A 24,521-nucleotide genomic window follows, 5' to 3' on the forward strand; every position below is an offset into this window, starting at 1 on the left:
AGGGGCGGCTCACCATCGGCATCGGCGCGGGCTGGCTGGAGGAGGAGTTCGTCGCGCTGCAGACCGCGCCCTTCGCCGCGCGGGGCAAGGTGACGGACGAGTACATCCTGGCCTGCAAGGCGCTGTGGACCGAGGAGGCGCCGGAATTCGCCGGCGAGCATGTCCGCTTCGGCAATGTCAGCTTCGCGCCGAAGCCGGTGCAGCGCCCGCACCCGCCCATCTGGGTCGGCGGCGAGAGCGGCCCGGCGCTGCGCCGCACCGCCCGGCTCGGCGATGCCTGGTACCCGATCGGCACCAACCCCGCCTTCCCGCTGGACAGCCTGAAGCGCTACGAGGCGGCCATCGGCCGGCTGCGCAAGCTGGCGGCGGAGGCGGGGCGGAACCCGGCGTCCATCGGCCTCGCCTACCGCGTCCAGGCCTTTGGGCCGAGCGTGCCGCCGCAGGCCGGGGACGGCGAGCGCCGCCTCTTCTCCGGCGAGAAGGCGGCGATTCTCGAGGATGTGCGGGCGCTGCGGGCGCTCGGCGTCACCGCCATCGATCTCGGCTTCCCCGGCGGCGATGCCGATGCCCTCCTCGCCGCCATGCGCGGCTTCGCCGATTCCATCCTCCAGAAGGTCTGACCCCCATGCAGCTCGGCATCACCCTCAGCATGAACACCGGCATCGACATGGAGCTGGTGCTGGAGGCGGAGCGGCTCGGCTTCGCCTCCGTCTGGTGCGGCGAGGCCTATGGCAGCGACGCGGTCAGCCCCGTCGCCTGGGTGCTGGCGCGCACCACCCGCATCAAGGCGGGCACCGGCATCATGCAGATGCCCGGCCGCACGCCGGCCTGCGCGGCGATGACGGCGATGACCCTGCAGCAGCTCTCGGGCGACCGCTTCCTCTGCGGCGTCGGCCCCTCCGGACCCCAGGTGGTGGAGGGCTGGCACGGCGTCGCCTATGGCAAGCCGATGGAGCGGACGCGGGAATACATCTCCATCATCCAGCAAATCATCGCGCGGGAGGCGCCGCTGACCCATCGCGGCCCGCACTACACCATCCCCTATGACGGGCCGGATGCGACGGGGCTCGGCAAGCCGCTGAAGAGCATCCTCCACGGCAAGCCGATGAAGTTCTACACCGCCTCCATCACGCCCGGCGGCATGCGGCTTTCGGGCGAGATCGCGGACGGCAACCTGCCCATCTTCATGTCGCCGGAAGGCGCCGATGCGGTGGTGAAGCCGACGCTGGAAGGCCGGGTGAAGGCCGGCAAGCCGGCGGATCTCAGCGGCTTCGACATCGCGCCCTACACCAAGATCCGCATCGGCGCCGACCTGCAGGCCTGCCGGGATTCGGTGAAGCCGGAACTCGCCCTCTACATCGGCGGCATGGGCGCGCGGGGGAAGAATTTCTACAACGACTACTGCAAGCGCCTGGGCTACCCGGATGCCGCGGTGAAGATCCAGGACCTGTTCCTGGACGGCAAGAAGAAGGAGGCGGCGGCGGCGGTGCCGGATGCGCTGGTGGACCAGATCGCACTGGTCGGCCCCGCGGACCGCGTGCGTGGCCGGCTGCAGGATTGGAAGGCGGTGGCGAAGGAGGGGAAGGTCGGTACGGTGGTGCTGACCGGCGCCACCATCGAGGCACTGCGCGTCGCCGCCGAGGCCGTACTCTAGATCCCCGCGACGCCGCTTCGCATCGTCGCGGGGGCCCGGTGGTCTCTCCAAAACCGGCGTTCGCACAGCCTGCCGTGGCAAAGCCACGGCAGGCACCGGGCGGCGCGGGCTACATCCTTTGCTGCGAGGGACGGGCCCCGCGGCGCTGCAGGGGAATCACTCCACCGTCACGCTCTTCGCCAGGTTGCGCGGCTGGTCCACATCCGTGCCCTTCAGCACCGCGACGTGGTAGGCCAGAAGCTGCACCGGAATGGCGTGCAGGATCGGCGTGGAGAAGGCGCCGACGCGCGGCAGCGCGATCACCCGCTCCGCGAAGCGGGAGAGCGGCCCGGCGCCTTCCTCATCGGTGAAGGCCATGATGCGCCCGCCACGCGCCGCCGCTTCCTGCAAATTGCTCGCCGTCTTCTCGAAGAGCGGCCCGCTGGGGCAGAGGGCGATGACCGGCACATTGCTGTCGATCAGCGCGATGGGCCCATGCTTCATCTCGCCGGCGGCGTAGCCCTCGGCATGGATGTAGCTGATCTCCTTCAGCTTCAGCGCGCCTTCCAGCGCGATGGGGAAGAGCGAGCCGCGGCCGAGGAACAGCACGTCCCGCGCCTTCGCCACCTCCACCGCCAGGGCCTGGATCTCGGCGTCGCGGGCCAGGATCTCGGCCGCATGGCTCGGCACTTGCAGCAGCGCCGCGGTCAGCTTCGCCTCATCTGCCGCGGAGACATGGCCACGCGCCCGGCCGATGCCGATGGCGAGGCAGGCCATGACCGCAAGCTGCGCGGTGAAGGCCTTGGTGGAAGCGACGCCGATCTCCGGCCCCGCCACCGTCAGCACCGCCGCATCGCTCTCCCGCGCCATGGAGCTTTCCGGCACGTTCACCACGGAAAGCACGCGCTGCCCGCCCTCCTTCAGCAGCCTGAGCGCCGCCATGGTGTCTGCCGTCTCGCCGGACTGGGAGACGAGGATGGCCGCGCCGCCCGAAGGCAGCGGCGGGTTGCGGTAGCGGAATTCGGAGGCGACGTCGGCATCCACCGGCAGCCGCGCCAGCTGCTCGATCCAGTAGCGCCCGACCAGCCCGGCCAGGAAGGCGCTGCCGCAGGCGGAGATGGTCAGCCGCGGCACCGCGGCCGGGTCGAAGGGCAGGCGCGGCAGCCGCACCGCCTGGGTGCCGGGGTCGAGGTATTGCCGCAGCGTGTCACCCAGCACCGCCGGGTGCTCGTGCAGCTCCTTCTCCATGAAGTGGCGGTGGTTGCCCTTGCCCACCGCGGCGCCGGAGACGGCGGTGGTGACGATCTGCCGCTCCGCCGGCGCATGCGCCATGTCGAAGAAGCGCGCGCCATCCTCGGTGATGGCGACCCAGTCGCCCTCTTCCAGATAGGCGATGCGGCGGGTCAGCGGCGCCAGCGCCAGCGCGTCGGAGCCGATGAACATCTCCCCTTCGCCGAAGCCGACGGCCAGTGGCGCGCCTTGCCGCGCGGCCAGCAGCAGCTTCGGGTGCCCGGCGAAGATAGCGGCCAGCGCGAAGGCGCCATGCACCCGCTTCAGTGCCGCGGCGAAGGCAGCCACCGGCGTCTCGCCCTGCGCCAGGTAGTCGTCCACCAGCCGGACGAAGGTCTCGGTGTCCGTCTCCGTCTCGAAGACCGCGCCCTTCGCCTCCAGCTCGGCGCGCAGCTCGGCATGATTCTCGATGATGCCGTTGTGCACGACGGAGACGCGGTGCGTGCTGTGCGGATGCGCGTTGCGCTCGGTCGGCGCGCCATGCGTCGCCCAGCGGGTATGGCCGATGCCGGTGGTGCCGGAGAGCGGCGTCCGCTCCAGCGCCGCGGCCAGGTTGCCGAGCTTGCCCTCGGCCCGCCGCCGCTCGATCCTTCCATCCACCAGCGTGGCGATGCCGGCGCTGTCATAGCCCCGGTACTCCAGGCGCCGCAGCGCATCCAGCAGCAGCGGCGCCGCCGGAGCCTTCCCGATCACCCCGACGATGCCGCACATGCCCTAGCTCTCCTTGCCGTGTACCGGCCCTGGCCCGTTCGGCGCGGGCGCCGCCCCCCGCCGCTCCGCGGCTTGCTTGCCGCGGAAGCCGCGCCCCGGCTTCACCGCCTGCCGCCCGCGGGCGATCGCCATGGCATCCGCCGGCACGTCCTCGGTGATGACGCTGCCGGCGGCGACCAGGGCGCGGTCGCCCACCTTCACCGGTGCCACCAGCGCGGTATCGCTGCCGATGAAGGCCGCGGCGCCGATTTCCGTCCGATGCTTGTTCACGCCGTCGTAGTTGCAGGTGATGGTGCCGGCGCCGATGTTGGATCCGGGACCGATGGTTGCGTCCCCAAGATAGCTCAGATGGTTCGCCTTCGCACCATCACCGAGCAGTGCGGCTTTCAACTCTACGAAATTGCCGACATGCGCCGCGACGCCGACCTCCGTCCCCGGCCGCAGCCGCGCGAAGGGGCCGATGATGGCACCCTGTCGCACCACGCAGCCCTCGAGGTGGGAGAAGGCGCGGATCTCGGCGCCGTCCTCCACCGTCACGCCGGGGCCGAAGACGACGTTCGGCCCCACCGTCACATCCTGGCCCAGCCGCGTGTCCCAGGCGAGGAAGACGGTCTCCGGCGCCACCAGCGTCGCGCCGCCCGCCATCGCCTGCTCGCGCAGCCGCTGCTGCACCTTGGCCTCCAGCGCCGCCAGCTCCGCCCGGCTGTTGACGCCGGCGAGATCCGCCTCGGCCGCTTCCTCCGCCACCACGCGCTGCCCTTCCGCCACCGCCAGGCCGATGATGTCCGTCAGGTAGTATTCCTCCTTCGCGTTGTGCGGCCGCACATGCCGCAGCCAGCGGAACAGCGCCGGCGCCGGGGCGCAGACCACGCCGGCATTGCACAGCGCGATGCCGCGCTCCGCCTCCGTCGCATCCGCCCATTCCACCACCCGCGCCACATCGCCATCCGCGTTCAGCACGACGCGGCCATAGCGGCCGGGATCGGCGGGGCGCATCGCCAGCAGCGCCAGCCCGGCCTCCGCCCTGCGATCCAGCAGGCGGCGGATGGTGGCGGGCGGGATCAGCGGGTTGTCGGCGTAGAGCACGGCGGCATCGCCGGCGAAATCGCCAAGCAGCGCCTCCGCCTGCAGCGCCGCATGGCCGGTGCCGAGCCGCTCCGCCTGCACCACCGTGGCATGCGGCCGCGCCGCCTTTTCCAGCGCCGGCATCCCCGGCCCCACCACCACCACGATGCGGTCGAACACCTCCTCGCAACTCGCGATGAGGTGGCTGAGCATCGGCCGCCCGGCCAGCTTGTGCAGGGCCTTCGGGATCGCGCTCCGCATGCGCGTGCCGAGACCGGCGGCGAGGATGATGGCGGCGGCAGGCATCGTGTCTCTCCGATAGGCGGTCGCGGGCGGCGCCGGCAAGCTCGGCCAGGTCAATATCGATTGCGGCATGTGACCGGATGGCGCGGGGGAGGCAAGCGATCTCTGCGCGATGCGGCGCGGCCGCGCGCCCCGCGGTCGCGCCGCCGGTCACGATCATGCGCCTCGCCGCCATGGGCCGCGCCGCCGCATGGCGACCGGGTCCCACCTCCCGCATTGCGCCCGCCGCCGCGCCGGGCGAGGCTGGCGCCATGCCGCCCCTCGCCGTCTTCGACCTCGATGGCACGCTGGTTGACAGCGCGCCCGACATCCACGCCGCGCTGGACCGCCTGATGGCCCGGCTCGGCCGCCCCGGCTTCGCCCGGGCGGAGGTGACGCGGATGATCGGCGACGGGGTCCGGGTGCTGGTCCAGCGCGCCTGCGCCGCCCGCGACCTGCCCTTCGGGGAGGCGGCGCTGGCCGCCTTCACCGCCGACTACACCGCCCATGCCGCGGCCAAGACCCGGCCCTTCGCCGGCATTCCCGCCGCGCTGGCGGCGCTCGAGGCCGCCGGCTGGCGCTTCGCCCTCTGCACCAACAAGCCGGTGGCGGCGACCGAGGCGCTGCTGGCGGCGCTGGCGCTGCCGGTGCGCTTCGCCGCCATCGGCGGCGGCGACAGCTTCCCCACCCGCAAGCCGGACCCCGCGCATCTGCTGGCGACCGTCGCAGCGGCGGGCGGCACGCCCGACCAGGCGGTGATGATCGGCGACCACCGCAACGACGTCGCCGCGGCCATCGGCGCCGGCATGCCCGCCCTCTTCGCCGCCTGGGGCTACGGGCTGCCGGAAATGGCCGCGGGCGCCGCCGCCATCGCCGAGCGGCCGGCGGCGCTACCGGCGCTGCTGGCCGAATTCCGCCAGCGCCGCGGCTAGGCGCTGGGGAGGCACCGTCTCCACCCCCAGCAGCCGCGCCCGGACGCTGCCGAACCAGCGGGAGGGCAGGTCCACCGCCACCGGCAGGGGCGGCCGGCCCTGGCCGAGATCGGCCATCCAGGCCGTGGCGGGCTGCGGCCGCTGCGCCTCCTCCGGATCCTGGTCCGCCCGGCGGCCGGCGATCAGCCGCGCCTCCAGCCCGCAGCGCAGCGCCTGGCCCTGGAAGCCGAGCCCCTCCGGGATCGGCGCCGGGCCTTCGGTCCGCGCCGTGTAGTCGGCGCGCCGGCGGCCGTCATAGACATGCGCCACGGCATCGCAGCGCCCCGTCGCCGCCACGGTGCGGGTCAGCAGGGCGAGGGCGGAGAGCGCGTCCATGGTGCCCTGGCGCAGCGAGTCCGGCACCGCCTCCCGTTCCCCGGCCTCCGGCGGCACCAGGGCCTGTAGCCGCGGCATGCCGGCAGGCGTCCAGTCCATCGCCACCTCGCGAGGGCCGCCGCGCCACACCCCTTCCACCCGGTAGGCGCTGGGCCGAGGCACATTGCCCTGCCAGGTGCCGGTTGCGAAGGTCACTTGGTCGCTGGTGGAGAAGAGGGCGGCGACGCCGAGGGTGCGGATGCGCGTCCGCACCGCGTAGCGTGGCCCGTCCAGCTCCAGCAGCGCATCCACCTGCATCACCGGCAGCCCGGCCGCCCGCACCTCGTAGCGCGCCAAAAGCGGGGCGGCCCGGGCCGGAAGGGCACCGAGCAGTGCCAGGCCCAGCAGGGGGAGCCCCAGGCATCGCCGCATGGGAGGGAGATTAGGGATGCTGCGCTGCAAAGGGCAACGCCAAGCTGGCGGCGCATGCCGTATTCATGCCGTGTCAATCCCGCGCCAAGGCATGGCAGGTGTTCGCGGCGGGGACCGGCTTCCGGCGGCGCGATGCGGTTGACGGCGCCCGGCTGACCCCCTAGGAAAGCCCAACTCCGGGCGCGTAGCTCAGCGGGAGAGCATCGCCTTCACACGGCGGGGGTCGTAGGTTCAATCCCTACCGCGCCCATTCCCCCGGGGTTTCCGTTTTTGGATTGCGTCGGTTTGGCCGCGCGCATGGCGGGCGGCGCGGGATTGGGCTGCGCGCCATCGAGGCCGGGCGGGTTCGGGCAGGGCTGCCGGAGCGTGCGTGCAGTCGCACATGCCCGCTCCGCACGGGCCTCGGCCTTCCCTGGTGATGGGTCGGGGATGCAGGGGCCGGGCCGCCGCCTGGCAGTGGCAGATGGGGCTTGCGGCCGGCGCCTGGCGCGGCCGCGAGCGGTTCAGCGCAGCGGATCGTAGGGCTGCACCGTGAAGCCATCGCGTGGCGGCCGGGCAGCGCTGTCGCCGTCCAGCAACCGCAGGATGCTGCCGGCCAGGGAAGCCAGCAGCCCAAGAAGCAGGGCCATGACCAGGATCATGCCGGTCAGGGCCCGGGGCGAGAGATGCATCGACCACACGTTCTGCGCGCACCAACTTCCAATGGAGCAACCTGGACGCGAAGCTAGCCGATCCATCCCTGCGGGTCGCGTTAATACTATGTGAGTAAACTCCGGTCCGGCGAGGCCGGTCGCCCCCCGCCCCCGCCCCCGCCCGTGCCTCAGCTCCGGCCGTAGGTATCCTCCAGCCGCACGATGTCGTCCTCGCCCAGATAGGCGCCGACCTGCACCTCGATCAGCGTCAGCGGAATCATGCCCGGATTCTCCAGCCGGTGGACGCAGCCCAGCGGCAGATAGACGCTCTCATTCTCCCGCAGCAGGATGTCCTCGCCATCCCGGTGCACCACCGCGGTGCCGTTCACCACCACCCAGTGCTCGGCCCGGTGGAAGTGCTTCTGCAGCGACAATTTCTGTCCCGGGCGGACCTGGATCTTCTTCACCTGGAAGCGGTCGCCCTGGATCAGCCCCTCATAATGGCCCCAGGGGCGATAGACCCGGCGGTGCTGCGTCGCCTCCGGCCGCCCGGATGCGCGCAGCCGGTCCACCAGCAGCTTCACGTCCTGCGCCCGGCCGCGCGGCATCACCAGCACCGCATCCTCGGTGGTCACCACCACCGTGTCGGTCAGCCCGACCACGCCGGTCAGGATGCCCTCGGAGCGCACATAGCAGCCTTGGCTGTCCACCAGCTCCACCGGCCCCTGGGCGACATTGCCGGCCGCATCCCGCGGCGCCGCCTCCCACAGCGAGGCCCAGCTGCCGAGGTCGGACCAGCCGATCGCCGCCGGTACCACCGCCGCCCGCTCGGTCTTCTCCATCACCGCGTAGTCGATGGAAATGGCCGGCGCCGCCTTGAAGGCCTCGGCTCCCAGCCGGACGAAGTCGAGGTCGCGCTTCGCCCCCTCCAGCGCCACGCCGACCGCCTGCAGCACCTCCGGCGCGAAGCGCTCGAGCTCCGCCACCAGCGTCGCGGCGGTGGCGACGAACATGCCGGAATTCCACAGATGCCGGCCGCCGGCGAGGAAATCGGCCGCCTTCGCCGCATCCGGCTTCTCGACGAAGCGGGCGACGGCGCGCACCCCGGGTGCCTCCGCCAGCTCCGGCCCGGCCTCGATATAGCCGTAGCCGGTCTCGGGCGCGGTGGGCTGCATGCCGAAGGTGACGATCCGCCCCGCCCGGGCCGCCGTCACGGCGCGCTCCAGCGCCGCATGCAGTGCCGGCACCTCGGCGATGGCGGCATCGGCGGCCATCAGCCAGAGCACCGCCCCGGGATCCTCCGCCTGCTGCAGCAGCGCCGCAGCGGCGATGGCCGGGGCGCTGTTGCGGCCGACCGGCTCCAGCAGGATGCGCGGCGTGGCCGCGCTGGTGGCCCGCAGCTGCTCCGCCACCAGGAAGCGGTGCGCCTCGTTGCACACCACGATGGGCGTCGCGAAGCCGGGGCCGACGGCGCGCTCGGCGGTTTCCTGCAGCATGGTGCGGTCGGAGACCAGCGGCCAGAACTGCTTCGGATAGCTTTCCCGCGACAAGGGCCAGAGCCGCGTGCCGGTGCCGCCGGAAAGGATGACAGGAACGATCGCCACCAGAAGCCCCCTATGAGTGTCCCGCCCTGCCGATTCGCGGGCGTCGTCCGCGCAGCGCAGGGACCGGCAGGCCGCCGGACCCCAGGGCTGCCGGGCCGATCCCGCAAGCCCCCGATCCCGGTGCGCCAGGCCTGCCGGACATGTCCGGCGGCAGTAGGACAGTCGCAGGGGAAGGCGGCAAGCCTGGGGCGATGCCAACCACCTTCCGGCCATAAACCCCCATGCCGCGGCGCCGCCCGGCATCCTGCCCGCCCAGCTGATGCCAGGAGGTTAACCCCGGACCGCCCGGCCACGGAGGGTCGCGGCGGCCATGCGGCCCGCGCCGCTGCCGGAGCCGAATCGGCGGCGCTTCGCGCAACCCTTCCCCTTGGTCTCCGGCGGCGAGCTTCACGGCCGCGGGCAAGCCTGCCCCGGCCGGTTACGCTCCGGCCGGCTCCGGCCGCCGCGCGGGACGCCAGTGTGGCCCCTGCCCTCAGCCTGGGGCGAAGGCCGGGGCGCGGTCCGGGGCCAGCTCCGCCACCACCTGGCGGAAGGCCTCGCGGTAATCCGTGGCGACGCGCAGATCCACGCCCTCTTCCAGCTGCTCCGCATTCAGGCCCGGCCAGGGGCCGAACCGCCGCCCCAGCCCGAAGGGACGCCCGCCGCCGAAAGCGAAGACCACCCCGGCGCGGCCGTGATCCGTGCCCTCGCTGCGGTTGGCGCGCAGGCGGCGGCCAAATTCGCTGGCCACCAGCACGGTCCAGGGCCGGCCCAGCTCCGCCAGGTCCGCATCCAGCGCCGCCAGCCCGTGGGACAGCACCCGCACCCGCTCCGCGAAGCGGTTGGGCTGCCCCTCATGCGTGTCCCAGCCGCCGAGATCGACCGTGGCGGCGACCAGGCTCGGGCTGAGCTTCGCCACCTGCGCGGCGGTGGCCAGGGCTTGGCCGAAGGTCCCGGCCCTGGCGTAGTCCACCCCGGCGGCGGGCTGATAGGGCAGCACCTTGCCATCCGCGCCGCGCGGCAGCCGCCGGTCCAGCCCGCCGAGCCCGGCCAGCGCATCCCGCCCCGCCTGCGCCACCGGGCTGCGGCCGTGGCGGTACAGCGCCTCCAGCATCGCGGCGCCGAACTCGCCCTGGGGCGGCGCCACCCCCCCGGCCAGGCTCGCCACCGCCACGGCATGCCGCGCCCCGGCCAATTCGGCGGAGAGCCCGCCCCGGACGGAAAGGCCGATGACCTCGGCACCAGCCGGCGAGGCGCCGGCGGCCCAGCGGGCCAGCCAGCCCTCCCGGACCGGGCTCTCGCCCCGGCTGCCGCCGCCCCAGCCCATCAGGGTCTGGGCCTCGAAATGGCTGCGCGTGGTCAGCGGCATCCCGGCCGCCGGCCAGATGGCCATGCGGCCGTCCCGCCAGATCTCGGCCAGCGGCCCGGCCTCGGCATGCAGGCGGAAATCGGTCTCCCGCGAGGCCTCCAGCGGGTGCCCGTTGCCGGCGATGAGGCTGGACGGGCGAGCCGCGTTGAACCGCGCATCATCGGCCGGGGAGAGGAAGTGCAGCCCGTCCATGCCGCCCCGCAGGCTGACCAGCAGCAGCAGCGGCGCCGGCCGCGCCGGATCGGCCGCGAAGGCAAGGCCGCGCAGCCCCAGCAGCAGGGCGGTGGCGAGGCCGGCCCGCAGCAGGGCCCGGCGATTCAGGATGAGGTTCATCGCGCGCCCCCTTCAGGTGGTCTGGAAGGCCGGGGAAGCGAGCACCCAGCCCGCCAGCTCGCCGATCTCGGCGGGATCCGGCCGGGGGTTGCGGCCGGCGGCCGACCACACCCCGGCAATGGTCGCGGCCGCCGGCGCCGCCTCCGGCCCCAGCGCCAGCCGCGCCAACGCCAGCGCCGCGGCATCCACCTTCTGCCCGGCCAGCTCCGCCAGCCGGGGCGAGGCCCCGGTGCCCCAGCGATTCTGCCCGAGGCCGAGGGCGACGCCCCAGCGGGCCCGCAGCGCGCTGGCGCCGAGATAGGGCTCCGCCTCCACCGGCTGCCCGTCCGGGGAGGCCCAGGCGAACAGCCCCTGCCCGGCCTGGGCCATCTGCCCCATCAATTGCGGAGTCGGGACGAAGGGCAGCTCCAGCGCCCGCGCCGCGGCGGCGACGAAATCCAGCGGCCGGCGCGTCCTGCCTTGCGCCGGCGCCGCGATCTCCGGCCCCAGCAGCAGCGCCGAGACGACCTTGGCGATCTGGTCCCCGGCCTCGGCATGGCGCAGGAAGGCGCGTTCCGCCCGCGCCACCGCCGCCGGCGGCGCCTTGTCCCCGATCAGGAAACGGGCGAGCTTGGTGCAGACGAAGCGCGCCGTCGCCGGATGCGTCGCCAGCGCGTCCAGCACCGCCCGCCCATGCGCCATCTCCGGCGCGAAGGGTTCCAGCTCCAGCCCCAGGAAGCGCTTCTGGTAGGGATCGTGCCAGGCGGCGACATAGGTGAACTCGCCGGTGCGCGGCAGGCGCCGGCCGGGGTCCAGGGGCTGGTTGTTGGAAAAGGTCCAGCCGGTCAGCGCCCGCGCCGCCTCCCACACATCGGCATCGACATAGCCGGCGGGCCTGCCGTCCGGCAGCTTCGGCACCTCATGCGTCGTGCGGGCCGCGCCGAAATAGGCGGGCTGACCCAGGGTGTGCAGCTCCAGCAGCTCCCGCGCATAATTCTCGTTCGGCGCGCCGGCGCGGCTGGAGGCATTGCTGAGATAGGCGAGCATCGCCGGGCTGGTCGCCATGGCTTCCAGCAGGGCGCGGAAATTGCCCAGCGCATGCGCCCGGATCTGCCGGTCATGCTCGACGATCGAGACCAGCACGGAGAAGAGCGTCATCGTCGAGACGCTGAAATGATCGTGCCAGAACTCCACCAGCCGCTCGCGCAGCTGCGCCTCCGCCACCGCCTTGCGCAGGGTGGTGGCGATCATCAGCTCGACGCGCGGCCGCTCGCGTTCCGCCGACGGCACGGGCTGGTCCGGCCAGCCGATCAGCGCCCAGTTCTGCGCCTGGGGCGCGTACAGCGCCGTGAGCGGCCGCAGCTCGTCCACCGGCGGCTCACCCTCCGGCCGGCGGTAGCGGATGGGGATGCGGAGCGCATCCAGCCTCTCCTGCAGGGCCGCATCCTCGGCCGGCAGGGCAAGCTGCTGCTCCACCCAGGGCCTCAGCCCCTGCCGGGCCAGCTGCGCCGCCTCTCCGGGGCGGGCTCCGTAGGCGGCGCGGGCCAGCACGCGATGCGCCGCGGCTTCATCCAGCGCCGGTATCATGACCGTTCCTGTCATGGCCGTCTCGCTTGGTGGGTAGTGATGTCGGGCAGCCTATCGCCCGTGGCGTGCAGGGTCGAGTGAACTTAGGTAACTCAAATGGCCATCCGTCCCGCCGCTGGACAGGAGGGTCGCGCTTCGCCATAGGTGCCGCATGCGCGCCGACGCCGAATCCCTGAACGAGCAGATCACCGCCTCGGTGTCCCTGCTGAGGAGGCATCTTTGACTGGGATGCCGCCCTACGCCGCCTCGATGAGCTGAACGCCCGGGCGGAAGACCCCAGCCTCTGGAACGATGCCGCCGCCGCCAACAAGGTGATGCGGGAACGCTCCCGCCTCGCCGACCAGATCGAGGGCGTGCAGCGGCTGCAGCAGGCCGTCTCCGACGCGCTGGAGCTGATCGAGCTGGCCGAGGCCGAGGGCGACCAGGCCACTGCCGATGCCGCCGTCGCGGATCTGAAGACCCTCGCCGCCGAGGCGAAGCGGCGGGAGATCGAGAGCCTGCTCTCCGGCGAGGCCGACGCCAACGACGCCTATCTGGAAGTGAATGCCGGCGCCGGCGGCACCGAGGCCCAGGACTGGGCCGAGATGCTGCTGCGCATGTACCAGCGCTGGGCGGAGCAGCATGGCTACAAGGTGACGCTGACCGAACGCTCCGACGGCGAGGAGGCGGGCATCAAGTCGGCCACCCTGCAGGTCAGCGGCCCCAACGCCTATGGCTGGCTGAAGACCGAGAGCGGCGTGCACCGCCTGGTCCGCATCAGCCCCTTCGGCGGCAACGACAAGCGGCAGACCAGCTTCGCCAGCGTCTATGTCTATCCGGTCATCGACGACAAGATCGAGATCGAGATCAACCCGGCCGACCTGAAGGTGGATACCTTCCGCGCCTCCGGCGCCGGCGGCCAGCACGTGAACAAGACGGAATCGGGCGTGCGCTTCACGCATATCCCGACCGGCATCATCGCCGCCTCCACCCAGGACCGCAGCCAGCACCGCAACCGGGCAATCGCCATGGAGATGCTGAAGGCCCGGCTCTACGAGCTGGAGCTGCGCAAGCGGGAAGCGGTGACGGATGCGGTGGAGGCCGGCAAGACGGATATCGGCTGGGGCCACCAGATCCGGAACTACGTGCTGCAACCCTACCAGCTCGTGAAGGACCTGCGGACCAACTTGGAAAAGGGCAACCCGGCGGCGGTACTGGACGGCGACCTGGACGAGTTCATGGCGGCGGCGCTGGCGGCACGGGTGGGCGCGACGCGGTCGGAGGCAAGTGCCGCGGCCCGGTGATTGAGAGGGGCCCTGCCCCTCTCAAACTCTCCCCGCCAAGGGCCGAAAGGCCCTTGGAACCCTCGAGTCAGGCGGCGCGGCGCCTTGCCAGGGCGGCCTTTACCCCAGCCGGCTCCGGGCCGCCGGCCATCCAGTCCAGCAGTTCCACCGTGTGCGCGACCGGCAGGGCATCATCGCCGGCCAATTGCGTCAGGCAGCCGATATTGCCGGCGGCGATCAGGTCGGCGCCGGTGCGCTGCAGATTCTCCAGCTTGCGCTCCCGCAGCCGCCCGGCGATCTCCGGCTGCAGCAGGTTGTAGGTGCCGGCGCTGCCGCAGCAGAGATGCGCCTCCGCCGGCTCCCGCACCTTGAAGCCGGCCCGCGCCAGAAGCTGCTTCGGCGCGGCGGTGATCTTCTGCCCATGCTGCAGGGAACAGGCGGCGTGGTAGGCCACGGCGAGGCCCGGCGGCGCCTCCCGCTTCGGCGCATAGCCGAACTTCACCAGCACCTCGGAGATGTCCATGGCGATGGAAGCGACCGCCTCCGCCCGCTCCTTCCAGGGCGAGGGCGCCTCGCGGAACATGAAGCCGTAATCCTTCACCGTGGTGCCGCAGCCGGAGGCGTTCACCACCACCGCATCCAGCCCCTCGCCCGCCAGCTCGGCATGCCAGGCTGCGATATTGGCGCGGGCCAGCGCCATGGCCCGGTCGTGGTCGCCCATATGGTGGTTCAGCGCGCCGCAGCAGCCCTGCCCCGCCGTCACCACCACCTCGATCCCCATCCGCGTCAGCAGGCGGATGGTCGCGGCGTTGATCTCCGGCGCGATCACCTGCTGGGCGCAGCCGGTCAGCAGCGCGACGCGGCCGCGCCGCTCCCCCTCCGCCCGATGGACCTGCGGCGAGGCGGCCGGATCGGCGGCCGGCAACCGTGCCGGGGCCAGGCGCAGCATGGCCCGCAGCCGCTGCGCGGTCATCGAGCCGCCGGGGATCAGCCCGGCAAAGGGCCGCGCCAGCCGCGCCCCCAGCAGCGCCAGCCGGAACCGCCCCGGATGCGGCAGCACCCGCGCCAGCACCCGCCGCAGCAGCCGCTCCGGCCAGGGTCGCCTGTAGGTGTCCTCGATATAGTGCCGGGCATGATCGACCAGGTGCATGTAGTGCACGCCCGAGGGGCAGGTCGTCATGCAGGAGAGGCAGGAGAGGCAGCGATCGACATGCCGCACCACCTCCTCGGTCGCGGGGCGGCCGCTCTCCAGCATGTCCTTGATCAGGTAGATGCGGCCGCGCGGGCTGTCCAACTCGTCGCCCAGCAGGACGAAGGTGGGGCAGGTGGCGGTGCAGAAGCCGCAATGGACGCAGGTGCGGAGGATGCGGTTGCTCTCCCGCGTATCCGGATCCTGCAATTGCGCGGCGCTGAAGCTGGTCTGCATGGCCCCTCCGAAGCCGGCCAGGATAGCGCAGATCCCGCCCCGGCGTGAGCCCCGCCGGCCGATCCCCGCAGCCAGCCCCGCCCCCGCTCAGCGCGGCGCCGGCGCCGCCCGGGCCTCCGCCACCGCCTTGCGCAGCAGCACCACCAGCGCCTTGGCCAGGCAGTCGTTCAGCTTGTCGGCCATCGCCACCCGCGCCTCCCGCGGCGCCCGTTCCAGATCCACCTCCTCGGCATCCGCCCAGTGGCGCATCACCTCGTAGCGGCGAAACAGCGGCACGGCATGGGCGGCGGCCACCAGGCGGATCGCCTCGCGATAGGCATCGACATTGGAATTGGTGCGGAGGAAGCGGGAGAATTGCGGGTCGACCAGCACCGCGTCGCCGCCTGCCGCGTGCACCTGCTCGAGGCCGGCATGCAGGGTCTCGACCATCTCCTCCACCTCCAGGCCCCGCGCCGCCTCCACCGTGCCGGTCTGCCAGAGCACGAGGTCGTAGGGCTGCTTCGCCAGCTCCTCCTTCAGCAGGGCGGCGCTGTCCTGGGCGGTGGCGGCGCGCCGGCCGCGCACCACGAACTCGATCTGGATGCCCGGGCGGCGGGCCGCCAGCATCGCTTCCAACCGGGCCGGCCAGGCGGCCTCCGGCCCGCTGGTGCCGGGGCCGAGGACCGAGGCCGAGCCCACCACCAGCACCCGCAGCCGCCCGGCGGCGGCGGCCCGCGCCACCGCCGGCAGCGGCACCCCGGGCTCCAGCAGCTCCGCCGGCGCGCCGCAGGCCGGCGCCTGCGCCTCCAGCCCCCGCGGGGCCAGGCACAGGACGAGCAGCAGCAGGGTGGGCCAGCTCCGGCGGGTCATGGCCCGGAATTGGTAAGAGAGGCCGCCCTCGTCGGCAAGGCGACAGATTCGGGAGCCGGAACGGGCCGCCCCCCGCTCCCCCGCAGCCGGTACCAGGCGCCGATCACCCCCACCGCCGTGAGCACCAGGATGCCCGCCAGGTTCACCCCGAGCTGCATCGGCCAGCGGTCCGACAGCTCCAGCGCCAGCCGGCCGAGGAAGGAGAGGAAGATGCCGGTGCAGAACACCGGCAGCCCGTGCTGGCCCATCAGCACGAAGGGCAGCAGCGGCGCGGACCGCACCCAGGCCGCCCCCACCGGCACCAGATGCGCCACCAGATAGGTCAGGGCGAGGATGGAGAGCAGCCGCAGCGGGTGCAGCCCGGTCTTGTCCACCGCCGAGAGCACCTCCGCCACATGCTCCGGCAGCAGGGCCATGGCCTCGGCTTCCGCCTGGCTGATCAGGCTGGCCAGGCCGCCGAGCAGGAGGATGAGCGCGGCGCCGCTGGCGAGGGCGGGGTGGAAGGGCAGCGTCAGCCGCCTGCCCCGCCGCCCATCCGGCCGGCGCGGCACATAGCCCAGGGCGCAGCCGAAGAAGAACAGGAACTGCCAGGCCAGCGGGTTGAAGAACCAGCCGCCGCCGGTCCAGCTCGGCAGGTTCACATCCGCCAGCCGCACCGCCAGGTACAGCCCGGCCGAGAGCCCGAGCAGCAGCGGCGGCGCCCGCAGCAGCGGCAGCATCGGCACCAGCAGCAGCAGCAGCACGATGTAGAGCGGCAGGATGTCGAGGAAGGCGGGCTGGAAGCGCAGCAGCAGCGCCTGCAGCAGTGCCAGGTAGGGCTGCTCCGCGAAGACGTCGAGATGCAACTCGTCCAGGTAGGCGGTGGTGTCGAGCGCCGCGGCGGAGAAGCCGACCTGGGCGGTGAAGACGACGAAGAGGAAGATATGCGCGACGTAGAGCGTGCCGATCCGCCGCACGAGGGAGGCAGCGGCGAAGCTGTAGCCGCGCCGGTCCAGCTCCGCCCCATAGGCCAGCCCCGCCGCATAGCCGGCCAGCAGCACGAAGGCTTCCGTGGCGTCGCACAGCGCGATGTTGCGCAGGGTGAGCAGGCCGAGCCAGTTGCCCGGCACATGGTCGATGAAGATGCAGAACAGGGCGAGGCCGCGAAACAGGTCCACCCTGAGGTCGCGCCCGCTGCCCGGCGGGGCGGCGGGGCCCTCCAACCCGCGGACAAGACTCCGCATCGGCACCTCCGCTGCGATGGATGGGGGAGGCGGCGGCGGCATGCAAGCCCGGTCCCCTTTCGGACCGCCGGCGGATGCTTCAACCGCCGTGGCCGCCCCGCCTCCGCATGGCTGCCCCCGGCGGCGCAGGGGGATTAGGGCCGCATTCGCTCTGGCCAGCCTTGTCCGCTTGCGCCACTTTATCCACATGCGTCTCGTTTTTTCCGCACTCCTTGCCGGGCTGCTGGCCCTGCCCGCCTGGCCGGGGCGGGCGGAGACCTGTCCCTCCGCGCCGGACCAGCACCTCGCCCTGCCCCGGGCGCGGGCCGCGCTGGCGGCGGGACGGCCCCTGACCATCCTGGCCTTCGGCTCCTCCTCCACCGAGGGCTCCGGCGCCAGCGACGCCGCCCATACCTACCCCGCCCAGCTCGAGGCCCGGCTGCACGCCCTCTTCCCCGGCCAGGACATCCGTGTGCTGAACCGCGGCAAGGGCGGGGAGGAGGTGCCGGAGATGCTGGCCCGGCTGGAGCGGGACGTGCTGGCGGCCCGGCCGGACATCGTCATCTGGCAGGCCGGGGCGAATGCGGTGCTGCGCGGCATGGCGCCGGAGCAGTTCAGCGCCGCCATGGCCCAGGGCATCGCCCGCATCCGCGCCGCCGGGGCGGAGGTGGTGCTGATGGACAGCCAGCGCGCGCCGCGCATTCTTTCCACGCCGCATTGGCAGAATTTCGACGCGGCGCTGCGCCAGCTCTCGCAACACGCCCCGGCGCCGCTCTTCTCCCGCGCCGCGCTGATGCGCGCCTGGGCGGAGGCGGGAACGCCGAGCACGGACATGGTCGGACCCGACGGGCTGCACCACAATGATCGCGGCTATGCCTGCCTGGCGGAGGCGCTGTCCCGGTCCCTGACGGATGCGCTGGGCCCGGCGCGAATCGCGGGGCGCTGAGCCGATCTCCGCGCGGCAGCGGCGGGCGGCCGGGCAGGCGGGCGGCACCCGGCCGTAGCATGCGCCGCTGCCTTCGCCCGCAGCCGCAGGGCCCGCTCGCTCTCCGGCGCTGAGGCGCGGCCGGCGCCGTTACTCCGCCGCCATGGAGTCGGGCGCCAGCCAATCCGGCGGCACCACGCGGCCATGGTCCGGCCGGGGCAGCAGGGCCAGCCGCGCATCCACCCGGCCCAACGCCATGTCGCGGAACAGCGCCCGGTTCATCGGTCCCGTCTCCGGCACCTGGTCCAGGAAAGCGGCGAAGGTGGCGCGGTAGCGCGCCGCCTGCCGGACGAAGCGCTCATCCACCTCGAAGCGCGCCATCTCCTCCGCGCTGGCCGGGAGCAGCCGCAGCAGGGCGAGCGGCAGCTCCTCGGGCGCCGGCAGCGGCAGCGGCGCACCCGGCTCCCCACCCGGCCCGGCCGGGCCGCGCCAGCCGAAGGCCAGCCGCCACATCCCGGCCAGCAGGACAGAGAGTTCCCGCGCCGTCACATCCCATTCGGCGACGAGGCGGGAGAGCCGCGTCTCGCGCAGCAGCGCCTCCGCCACCTCCGCCTGGCGCTGGCCCTGCGCCAGGCCGCCGAGCAGCAGCCGCACCTGCTCGCGCAACAGGGCCGTATGCTCCCGCCCCTCCGCCAGCAGCGCTTCCAGCGCCAGGTGGTGCTGGTCCGCCACCCTGCCCTGGCGCAGCAGCGCGGCCCGCAGGCTGTGCAGCTCCCCGCGCTGCAACCCGGTGGAGACGAACAGCAGGAGCAGGCAGCCGGGCAGGAAGATGCCCGCCGTCAGGCTGGCCCAGCCGCCGGGGCCGAGGGCCAGTACCGCCTCCGGCCCCGCCAACGCCAGGAGGCCGGCGAGCGCAGCGAGCGGGAGCAAGGCGGCGAAACACAGCAGGCCGTATCCGACGGCGCGCGCCAGAAGATGCACTCTGCCCACCCCCGAGAACGGCCGGAAACGCCGCAATGTCGGACCGGTCGCATTATACATCACTAAGTTGAGAGCGCCAGGATTTTGCACGTTTGGCGCGAGGACCGAAGCTGCCTCGGAGAGGCCCCGCGCCACCGACCGGCAAGGGCATGACCGCCCTGCCAGAGACGCGGCACGGCCGTGCGGGCGCGCCGATCATCCTGCCGCGCCGGCCCATGCGGAGGCCATGGGCGGGGCGCAGCTTGGCCATCGCACCCGGGCAGAATCGCCCGCCGGGCACGCGGCGCCGGGCCCGGCATGCCGCGGGCGCCCCGGCGCAGGCTCAGCCGCCGGCGCGCAGGATCAGCCCCGCCGAGGTCACCGGGAAGCCGCGCACCGAAAGCCGGAGATGCGGCGGGAAGACCACGCCGAGCGGCGAGCTCGACTCGCCGAAGGGCGCGAGGTCGACGAAGCGGTCCAGCATCCCGTTGCCATGCCCCTCGTCCAGCGGCAGCAGGGCATGGCCGCGCGCCGCCACCCGCGCCGCCAGCGCCTCCACATGCCGCCGCTGGAACAGCACGGTGCTGCCGCGGCCGATGGTCCCGCCCAGCCCGTCCAGGTTGAACTCCGTGGTGTGCACCGCGATGCCGCCCGGCTTCAGGCACTCCATCGCCTGCTCCACGAAGCGCCAGCCGGCTTCGAGGCTGCCGAGATGCTCCAGCGCGCAGACCGACCAGAGGCAGTCGAAGCCGCCCTGGCGCAGCTCCGCCGGGATGGCGACCATGTCCACCGGGCGGAAGCTCACCCGCGCCTCGAACGCCTCCCGCGCCAGCAGCTCCGGCCGGTAGAGCGCGGCGGCGGCGGCGCCGTGCTGGCCGGTCTCGATCCAGTCGCGCGCCCGGGCATCCTCGCCCGCCAGGTCGGTCGCCACCACCTCCACCCCCTGCGCCGCAAGGACCGCGGGCAGCGCCTCCCGCCCCACCGCGAAGCCGAGGGCGCGGCGGCCGGGCTCCAGCATCCCCGCCTCCCACAGCGCCTGCAGGACGAAGCCATCCTCCCACAGCTTGCGGTGATAGACGGGGGCGGTGCCGAGCACCCGGCACCAGTGGCGGAACCAGGGCGCCTCGATATCCGCCTGGCGGCAGGTGCGGCTCGTCAGGCCGGCGGGGCTCGGCCCGTCCGGCACCGGCGCCGCGGGGCCGGCGAGGCCGGCGGCGTAGTGGCGCTGCGCCAGCTCCGCCCCCAGCACCTTCACCGACCAGCGGGTGAGCTCGGCCTCCCGCTCCCAGAGCAGGCGCGTGTCGCCGAGCAGCGGCAGGCGGCGATGGCGCTGCCGCCAGCGGGAGAGGTGGCGGAGGAGGCGGGCGATCATGCCGGCGAGGGGAGGCTGCCCGCCTGCCTCAACTGTCCAGCCTGATCCCCAGCTCCCGGATCAGCGGCCGCCATTCGGCATTCTCCCGCTTCACGAATTCCTGGAACTCCGCCGGGCTCCAGGGCGCGCTCTCGATGCCGAGGTCGCGGAACCGCGCCTGCACATCCTCCGCCGCCACCCCGGCGCGCAGCCCCTCCGCCAGCTTCTCCACCACCGGCGCGGGGGTCGCGACCGGCACGCTCATCCCCTGCCAGCCATAGGCGACGGCGCCGGCGAAGCCCAGCTCGCGCAAGGTCGGCACCTCGGGCGCCCGGGCGCTGCGCGCCTCGGAGAAGCAGCAGAGCGTCTTCACCCGGCCGGAGGCGATGAAGGGAATGCCCGTCGCGCAGTCGATGACGACGCTCTCCACATTGCCGGAGAGCAAATCCTGCATCGCCGCCGGCCCGCCGCGATAGGGCACATGCGTCGCCTCCAACCCGGTGCGGCGCTTCACCATCTCCATCGCCAGGTGGTGCGGCGAGGCGACGGCCGGGGTGCCGTAATTCGGCGCGCGGGTCTTCGAGCGGGCGACGAACCCGGCGAAATCCTTCACCGGGTCGTCCGGCCGCACCACGATGAAGAGCGGGAAGCGGCCGATGAAGCCCACGCCCTGGAAGTCGCGGTCCGGGTCGTAGGGCAGGCGGCCATAGAGCGCCGGGTTGTAGGTCAGGATGCCATTGTCGACATGCAGGAGCGTGGTGCCATCCGGCGCGCTGCGGGCGACGGCCTCGCTGGCCACCACCGCGCCGCCGCCCGGCCGGTTCGCCACCACCACGTTCTGGCCGAGGCGCGTGCCCATATGCGCGCCGATCAGCCGGGCGAAGGTGTCGCTGGCGCCGCCCGGCGGGTAGCCGACGATCCAGCGCAGCGGCCGGTCCGGAAAGCCCTGCGCCCGCGCCTGGCCGGTCATCGCCGCCAGCCCTGCCATCCCCGCCACCACCCCGCGCCGCCCCAGCATCGCGCACCCCGTCATTCGCCGGCGGCATCTAACCGGAACTGCCGCGCCGCGTCACGGCCCCGGCTCAGACCCGCAGCGCGGCCAGGCCCAGCAGCGCGATCATCGCCGGCAGGGTGACGGCGGAGAGCAGGTGCTCCAGCGTGATGATCGCCGCCATCAGCTTCGCATCCCCGCCCATGGCGCGGGCCATGACGTAGCTGGTGGTGGCCGTCGGCAGCGCCATGAAGACCAGCGCCGTGGCCAGCGCCAGAGGCTCCAGCCCGAAGGCATGGCCGAAGCCGAGGGTCAGCGCCGGCATGAGCAGCAGCTTCAGCAGCGCCGTCGCCAGTTGCAGCTTCAGCCGGTCCCGCAGCGTGGCCAGGGAGAGCGCCGCGCCGACGCAGAGCAGGCCGAGCGCGATGGAGGCCTGGCCGAGCGTCGCCAGCAGCGGCCGGATCCCCGGCGGCAGGCCCCCCAGCGCCGATACGGTGAAGCCGATGAGGCAGGCGAGCAGCAGCGGGTTGGTGGCGAGCTGCCGCGCCACCCGGCCGATGGAGGGCCGCGCCCCATCCGGCCGGCCCAGGGCGAAGACCAGCGTCGTCAGCACCTGCACGCAGGGCACGATCAGCCCGGTGGCGACGGCGCCGAGGCTGGTGCCGGCCGGGCCGTAGAGCCCCGCGGCGATGGCGAAGCCCATGAGCTGGTTGAAGCGGATGCCGCCCTGGAAGACCGAGGTGGCGGCCGGATGCGCCGCGCCGAAGGCCTGCGCCAGCAACAAGGAGAGCCCGCCGCCCAGCAGCAGGGAGAGCCAGATCGCCAGCGCCATGGCGCCGAGCGGCAGGTCCGACAGGTCCACGGCAGCAATGGCCGAGACCAGCAGCGAGGGCAGCAGCGCCCAGAAGACCAGCCGCTCGATGCCGGCCCAGACCGCCTCCTCGCGCAGCAGCCAGCGGCGCAGCAGCACGCCGGCCAGCAGCATGCCGAAAGGGGGCAGGAAGACGTTGAGGTAGAGGATCAAGGTGCGGGGCTTCTACCGGCATGGCGCCGCGCCGGCCAGGGGCGGCGGGACGTGCGGGGCAGGCCTGCCGCGAGGACCGGCTCAGGCGCCGGTACCGCCCGGCAGGCCGCCGCGCGGCGCGGCGATCTCGGAGAGGCAGGCGGCTTCGGTCCGCAGCGCCGCGCCATTGGCCCGGGCTGCGGCATGGGCCACCCGCAGCCCGGCATGCCCCTCCCGGTAGAGGATGATGTCCAGAGCGCAGGCGGCGGCGGTGTAGAGCCAGATCTCGCCTGGCCCTTCCGGCCGGCGCAGCGCCGGCTCCCCCAGGCGCAGCCGCAGCTCGCCGGGGCCGAGGCCGAGCAGTTCCGCCGCCTGGACCGGCGGCAGGACGCCGCCGGCACGGGCGGCGGGGGCGGTGAGGACGGGCTGCAGCAGGGGGCCCCCGGCCGTCGCCGACGGGACGGACGCGGCCATGGGCGGCAGGACAACAGGTGGCGACCCGGCAGGCGCCGGGCCAACCCCGGTCCCGTCCGGCCGGAAAGCCGGGTCGGCGCCTCGGCCCGGCCCCGGCTTCATGCCCGGGCCGATTGCCGGGTCCAGCGCCGCCAGCGTGGCCCGGCCGCTCTCCAGCGCCTGCTGCAGCGCCGCCCCGTCATTGTCCCGGGCCGTGCAGCCCGGCACCAGCACCAGCAGCGGCAGAAGCAGGCGAAGGCAAGGCGGCGGCGCCATGGCGGGCGAGGTCCGGCTGGAAGGGAATCGGGCCGGGCTGCGTCTCGGCAGGCCCGGCCCGGCCAGGGCTGGTGTTCAGCTCTCCGCGGCGGCGGGCACCCGGACCGGGGCGGTGGCGCCGTCGGTGACCATCTCCATCTTGCCGGAGACCTGGCCGCCTTCCTCCACCTGCAGCTTGCGGTAGCGGGCCGTGCCGGTCACCCGGCCGGTGGCGCGGATGATGAGGCTGCCGCGCGTGGTGATGGTGCCGTCGAAGAGGCCGGCAATCTCGGCATCCTCCACCTGGACCTCGCCCTTGAAGACGCCGGACTGGGCGACGAAGAGCTCGGTCGCCTGGATCATCTGGCTTTCCACGGTGCCTTCCACCACCAGCCGCTCGGCATCGGCGACGGTGCCCTGCAGGCTGATGCCCCGGCCGACCACCAGGGTCCGGCGCTCGGTCGGATCGATGCGGGCGGCCGGCCGGGCCGGGACGCCCACCGGGGCCGGGCGGGCACCCAGGGTCGGGGCGGCGGGGGCGGCGGTGGGCTTCGGGGCGACGGTCATATTGGGCGCGTCCTTGGCTTGTGGGCGGAAGGGCGGCACGCCGAGATCGGCATCCCGCGCGACATTCGGCGCCGCCGGCTGGGGCTCGGCGGGCTGGGGCGCGGCCCCTTCCTCACGCTTGCGGCTGAAAATAGACATGAAGCCTTCCCTCGATCGGCGACTGGCGGGGTTCTCGCGCACGCGGCCCCGGTACCCCGGGCTAACATGCGCGCTCCGTGGCACACAACATAGCCGGTTTGCTTATTACCCGATTCTTGAGGCCGTTCCGCGATTGTCCGCATGCAGCAGGTGAGTCATCGCCGCGGTGCCGAGAACGGGGACCAGAAGGTTGATCCCCGGCAGCAGGGCCAGCCCGCCGAACACCGCGCCCAGGGCGAGAACGGGAACCTCAAGCTGCCGCCGCAGCCGCTTCGATTCGGCGACCGGATGGCGCCGCTGCGCCACCCCCTCGAACAGCCCATGGCCGAGGGCGATGGCGGAGATCAGCCAGAGCAGCACGGCGCCGAGCGGCGGCACCAGCAGGCCGAGCGGCAGGGCGAGCAGGGAGAGCAGGCCGAAGCGCAGCGCGAGGCTCAGCCCCGCCCAGGCCTGGGCGCCCAACCCGGCCCCGGCGGCCGGCGGCAGGTCGGGGTAGAAGCGCTGTTCCACCGCCGCCGCCACCGGGTCCAGGAACAGCCCGGTCAGCGCCAGCACCGCCGGTACGAAGAGCCAGATGGCAAGGCCGAAGGCGGCGAGGCCGCCCAGCGCCCCGGCGATGCCGGCCAGCCACCCCTCCCCGCCCGCCAGCCCGGCGCTGACCCAGGCGCCGAGCGCGGCGAGGCCGAGGAAGACCGCGGCGGCGGCCAGGCACCCCTTCAGCAGCGGCCAGACGAAGGCGGGGTCACCGATCTGGCGGAAGGTGAGCAGCAATGGGCGGAACATCGGGCCATCCCGGAGGTTGCGGCATCAGGGCACGGGGGCTATCCCGGCCCGTACCCGGCCGCAACGCCGCCGCTGGCGCTCCGATTCCGAAGCCTTCGGATTCGGCTGCCAGACTTGTCCCGGGGGGTGCGGATGCCCGGCCAGGCGATCCTCCTGGCCGGCCCCTCCCCGCTG

The 24,521-nt window shown here is 73.4% G+C and carries 22 protein-coding genes and 1 tRNA gene; 6 read left to right on the plus strand and 17 right to left on the minus strand.

Going from position 1 to position 24,521, the window contains the following annotated elements:
* Both NJ376_RS10625 and NJ376_RS10630 read left to right on the plus strand, forming a co-directional pair.
* On the plus strand, nucleotides 1-620 hold a 620-nt coding region (locus NJ376_RS10625), incomplete at its 5' end, for an LLM class flavin-dependent oxidoreductase (protein ID WP_252953226.1).
* A gap of 5 nt (nucleotides 621-625) precedes the next feature.
* Complete coding sequence (locus NJ376_RS10630) at nucleotides 626-1,654, plus strand: LLM class F420-dependent oxidoreductase (protein WP_252953227.1); 1,029 nt, start codon at nucleotides 626-628, stop codon at nucleotides 1,652-1,654.
* Nucleotides 1,655-1,810: 156 nt separating this feature from the next.
* On the opposite strand, the gene glmS is transcribed toward NJ376_RS10630, so the two are convergent.
* Both glmS and glmU read right to left on the minus strand, forming a co-directional pair.
* Nucleotides 1,811-3,634 (minus strand): glutamine--fructose-6-phosphate transaminase (isomerizing), encoded by a 1,824-nt coding sequence (gene glmS, locus NJ376_RS10635; RefSeq protein WP_252953228.1) that lies wholly within the window; start codon nucleotides 3,632-3,634, stop codon nucleotides 1,811-1,813.
* 3 nt (nucleotides 3,635-3,637) lie between these two features.
* The gene (gene glmU, locus NJ376_RS10640) at nucleotides 3,638-5,005 is read right to left on the minus strand and encodes a bifunctional UDP-N-acetylglucosamine diphosphorylase/glucosamine-1-phosphate N-acetyltransferase GlmU (RefSeq protein WP_252953229.1); all 1,368 of its coding nucleotides are present in this window, start codon (nucleotides 5,003-5,005) and stop codon (nucleotides 3,638-3,640) included.
* Between the two features lie 248 nt (nucleotides 5,006-5,253).
* Here glmU and gph point away from each other — a divergent pair, with 248 nt between their 5' ends.
* Nucleotides 5,254-5,913 carry a phosphoglycolate phosphatase gene (gph, locus tag NJ376_RS10645; protein ID WP_252953230.1) on the plus strand — a complete coding sequence of 220 codons (660 nt, stop codon included), beginning with the start codon at nucleotides 5,254-5,256 and terminating at the stop codon, nucleotides 5,911-5,913.
* Here gph and NJ376_RS10650 read toward each other — a convergent pair.
* Nucleotides 5,872-6,699, minus strand: a complete 828-nt coding sequence (locus NJ376_RS10650; protein WP_252953231.1) for a DUF3108 domain-containing protein — start codon at nucleotides 6,697-6,699, stop codon at nucleotides 5,872-5,874. The two genes, gph and NJ376_RS10650, sit on opposite strands and share 42 nt — an antisense overlap.
* Nucleotides 6,700-6,877: 178 nt before the next feature.
* Between NJ376_RS10650 and NJ376_RS10655 the strand changes: the two genes are divergently transcribed.
* Nucleotides 6,878-6,949: transfer RNA gene (locus NJ376_RS10655), tRNA-Val, on the plus strand.
* Nucleotides 6,950-7,202: 253 nt separating this feature from the next.
* Here the strand turns inward: NJ376_RS10655 and NJ376_RS10660 are convergent.
* From NJ376_RS10660 to NJ376_RS10675, 4 genes are all read right to left on the minus strand, one after another.
* The gene (locus NJ376_RS10660) at nucleotides 7,203-7,370 is read right to left on the minus strand and encodes a hypothetical protein (protein WP_252953232.1); all 168 of its coding nucleotides are present in this window, start codon (nucleotides 7,368-7,370) and stop codon (nucleotides 7,203-7,205) included.
* Nucleotides 7,371-7,519: 149 nt separating this feature from the next.
* Complete coding sequence (locus NJ376_RS10665) at nucleotides 7,520-8,935, minus strand: mannose-1-phosphate guanylyltransferase/mannose-6-phosphate isomerase (protein ID WP_370288167.1); 1,416 nt, start codon at nucleotides 8,933-8,935, stop codon at nucleotides 7,520-7,522.
* Between the two features lie 472 nt (nucleotides 8,936-9,407).
* Nucleotides 9,408-10,616, minus strand: a complete 1,209-nt coding sequence (locus NJ376_RS10670) for a DUF1501 domain-containing protein (RefSeq protein WP_252953233.1) — start codon at nucleotides 10,614-10,616, stop codon at nucleotides 9,408-9,410.
* Between the two features lie 12 nt (nucleotides 10,617-10,628).
* Nucleotides 10,629-12,197, minus strand: a complete 1,569-nt coding sequence (locus tag NJ376_RS10675) for a DUF1800 domain-containing protein (RefSeq protein ID WP_252953234.1) — start codon at nucleotides 12,195-12,197, stop codon at nucleotides 10,629-10,631.
* Between the two features lie 136 nt (nucleotides 12,198-12,333).
* Between NJ376_RS10675 and prfB the strand changes: the two genes are divergently transcribed.
* Nucleotides 12,334-13,465 (plus strand): peptide chain release factor 2 gene (gene prfB / locus NJ376_RS10680; RefSeq protein WP_252953236.1). Its coding sequence is split into 2 segments (ribosomal slippage): nucleotides 12,334-12,402 and nucleotides 12,404-13,465, totalling 1,131 coding nucleotides; the frame shifts between segments, so codons are not numbered across the junction.
* 67 nt (nucleotides 13,466-13,532) lie between these two features.
* Here the strand turns inward: prfB and glcF are convergent.
* The 3 genes from glcF to NJ376_RS10695 all read right to left on the minus strand — a co-directional run bounded on the left by glcF (nucleotide 13,533) and on the right by NJ376_RS10695 (nucleotide 16,942).
* The gene (gene glcF / locus NJ376_RS10685) at nucleotides 13,533-14,870 is read right to left on the minus strand and encodes a glycolate oxidase subunit GlcF (protein ID WP_252953237.1); all 1,338 of its coding nucleotides are present in this window, start codon (nucleotides 14,868-14,870) and stop codon (nucleotides 13,533-13,535) included.
* A gap of 87 nt (nucleotides 14,871-14,957) precedes the next feature.
* A complete protein-coding gene (locus NJ376_RS10690) occupies nucleotides 14,958-15,719 on the minus strand; it encodes an SGNH/GDSL hydrolase family protein (RefSeq protein WP_252953238.1) in 762 nt (253 codons plus the stop codon).
* A complete protein-coding gene (locus NJ376_RS10695; protein ID WP_252953239.1) occupies nucleotides 15,716-16,942 on the minus strand; it encodes an OpgC family protein in 1,227 nt (408 codons plus the stop codon). Before NJ376_RS10695 ends, NJ376_RS10690 begins: the two co-directional genes overlap by 4 nt.
* A gap of 187 nt (nucleotides 16,943-17,129) precedes the next feature.
* Between NJ376_RS10695 and NJ376_RS10705 the strand changes: the two genes are divergently transcribed.
* A complete protein-coding gene (locus NJ376_RS10705; protein ID WP_305879973.1) occupies nucleotides 17,130-17,867 on the plus strand; it encodes an SGNH/GDSL hydrolase family protein in 738 nt (245 codons plus the stop codon).
* A gap of 129 nt (nucleotides 17,868-17,996) precedes the next feature.
* Here NJ376_RS10705 and NJ376_RS10710 read toward each other — a convergent pair whose 3' ends face one another.
* The 7 genes from NJ376_RS10710 to NJ376_RS10740 all read right to left on the minus strand — a co-directional run bounded on the left by NJ376_RS10710 (nucleotide 17,997) and on the right by NJ376_RS10740 (nucleotide 24,347).
* On the minus strand, nucleotides 17,997-18,776 hold the full coding sequence (locus tag NJ376_RS10710; RefSeq protein WP_252953240.1) for a hypothetical protein: 780 nt from the start codon (nucleotides 18,774-18,776) through the stop codon (nucleotides 17,997-17,999).
* 373 nt (nucleotides 18,777-19,149) lie between these two features.
* A complete protein-coding gene (locus tag NJ376_RS10715; RefSeq protein WP_252953241.1) occupies nucleotides 19,150-20,178 on the minus strand; it encodes an SAM-dependent methyltransferase in 1,029 nt (342 codons plus the stop codon).
* Between the two features lie 28 nt (nucleotides 20,179-20,206).
* A complete protein-coding gene (locus NJ376_RS10720; RefSeq protein WP_252953243.1) occupies nucleotides 20,207-21,175 on the minus strand; it encodes a Bug family tripartite tricarboxylate transporter substrate binding protein in 969 nt (322 codons plus the stop codon).
* A gap of 64 nt (nucleotides 21,176-21,239) precedes the next feature.
* Entirely contained in the window at nucleotides 21,240-22,172 is a 933-nt protein-coding gene (locus NJ376_RS10725) for an AEC family transporter (protein WP_252953244.1), read from the minus strand.
* An 81-nt stretch (nucleotides 22,173-22,253) separates the two neighbouring features.
* Nucleotides 22,254-22,880 carry a hypothetical protein gene (locus NJ376_RS10730; RefSeq protein ID WP_252953245.1) on the minus strand — a complete coding sequence of 209 codons (627 nt, stop codon included), beginning with the start codon at nucleotides 22,878-22,880 and terminating at the stop codon, nucleotides 22,254-22,256.
* Nucleotides 22,881-22,955: 75 nt separating this feature from the next.
* Nucleotides 22,956-23,564, minus strand: a complete 609-nt coding sequence (locus NJ376_RS10735) for a bactofilin family protein (protein ID WP_370288171.1) — start codon at nucleotides 23,562-23,564, stop codon at nucleotides 22,956-22,958.
* 105 nt (nucleotides 23,565-23,669) lie between these two features.
* Entirely contained in the window at nucleotides 23,670-24,347 is a 678-nt protein-coding gene (locus NJ376_RS10740; RefSeq protein WP_252953246.1) for an EI24 domain-containing protein, read from the minus strand.
* Nucleotides 24,348-24,521: the final 174 nt, after the last annotated feature.

This window comes from Siccirubricoccus soli (genome assembly GCF_024178315.1).
GTDB classification, from domain to species: Bacteria; Pseudomonadota; Alphaproteobacteria; order Acetobacterales; family Acetobacteraceae; genus Siccirubricoccus; species Siccirubricoccus soli.

Excerpts from the sequence above, each read along its gene's own strand:
- NJ376_RS10630 (WP_252953227.1), top strand. The coding sequence starts at position 626 with ATGCAGCTCGGCATCACCCTCAGCATGAACACCGGCATCGACATGGAG.
- glmS (WP_252953228.1), bottom strand. The coding sequence starts at position 3,634 with ATGTGCGGCATCGTCGGGGTGATCGGGAAGGCTCCGGCGGCGCCGCTG.
- glmU (WP_252953229.1), bottom strand. The coding sequence starts at position 5,005 with ATGCCTGCCGCCGCCATCATCCTCGCCGCCGGTCTCGGCACGCGCATG.
- gph (WP_252953230.1), top strand. The coding sequence starts at position 5,254 with ATGCCGCCCCTCGCCGTCTTCGACCTCGATGGCACGCTGGTTGACAGC.
- NJ376_RS10650 (WP_252953231.1), bottom strand. The coding sequence starts at position 6,699 with ATGCGGCGATGCCTGGGGCTCCCCCTGCTGGGCCTGGCACTGCTCGGT.
- NJ376_RS10660 (WP_252953232.1), bottom strand. The coding sequence starts at position 7,370 with ATGCATCTCTCGCCCCGGGCCCTGACCGGCATGATCCTGGTCATGGCC.
- NJ376_RS10670 (WP_252953233.1), bottom strand. The coding sequence starts at position 10,616 with ATGAACCTCATCCTGAATCGCCGGGCCCTGCTGCGGGCCGGCCTCGCC.
- NJ376_RS10675 (WP_252953234.1), bottom strand. The coding sequence starts at position 12,197 with ATGACAGGAACGGTCATGATACCGGCGCTGGATGAAGCCGCGGCGCAT.
- glcF (WP_252953237.1), bottom strand. The coding sequence starts at position 14,870 with ATGCAGACCAGCTTCAGCGCCGCGCAATTGCAGGATCCGGATACGCGG.
- NJ376_RS10690 (WP_252953238.1), bottom strand. The coding sequence starts at position 15,719 with ATGACCCGCCGGAGCTGGCCCACCCTGCTGCTGCTCGTCCTGTGCCTG.
- NJ376_RS10695 (WP_252953239.1), bottom strand. The coding sequence starts at position 16,942 with ATGCGGAGTCTTGTCCGCGGGTTGGAGGGCCCCGCCGCCCCGCCGGGC.
- NJ376_RS10705 (WP_305879973.1), top strand. The coding sequence starts at position 17,130 with ATGCGTCTCGTTTTTTCCGCACTCCTTGCCGGGCTGCTGGCCCTGCCC.
- NJ376_RS10715 (WP_252953241.1), bottom strand. The coding sequence starts at position 20,178 with ATGATCGCCCGCCTCCTCCGCCACCTCTCCCGCTGGCGGCAGCGCCAT.
- NJ376_RS10720 (WP_252953243.1), bottom strand. The coding sequence starts at position 21,175 with ATGCTGGGGCGGCGCGGGGTGGTGGCGGGGATGGCAGGGCTGGCGGCG.
- NJ376_RS10730 (WP_252953245.1), bottom strand. The coding sequence starts at position 22,880 with ATGGCGCCGCCGCCTTGCCTTCGCCTGCTTCTGCCGCTGCTGGTGCTG.
- NJ376_RS10735 (WP_370288171.1), bottom strand. The coding sequence starts at position 23,564 with ATGTCTATTTTCAGCCGCAAGCGTGAGGAAGGGGCCGCGCCCCAGCCC.
- NJ376_RS10740 (WP_252953246.1), bottom strand. The coding sequence starts at position 24,347 with ATGTTCCGCCCATTGCTGCTCACCTTCCGCCAGATCGGTGACCCCGCC.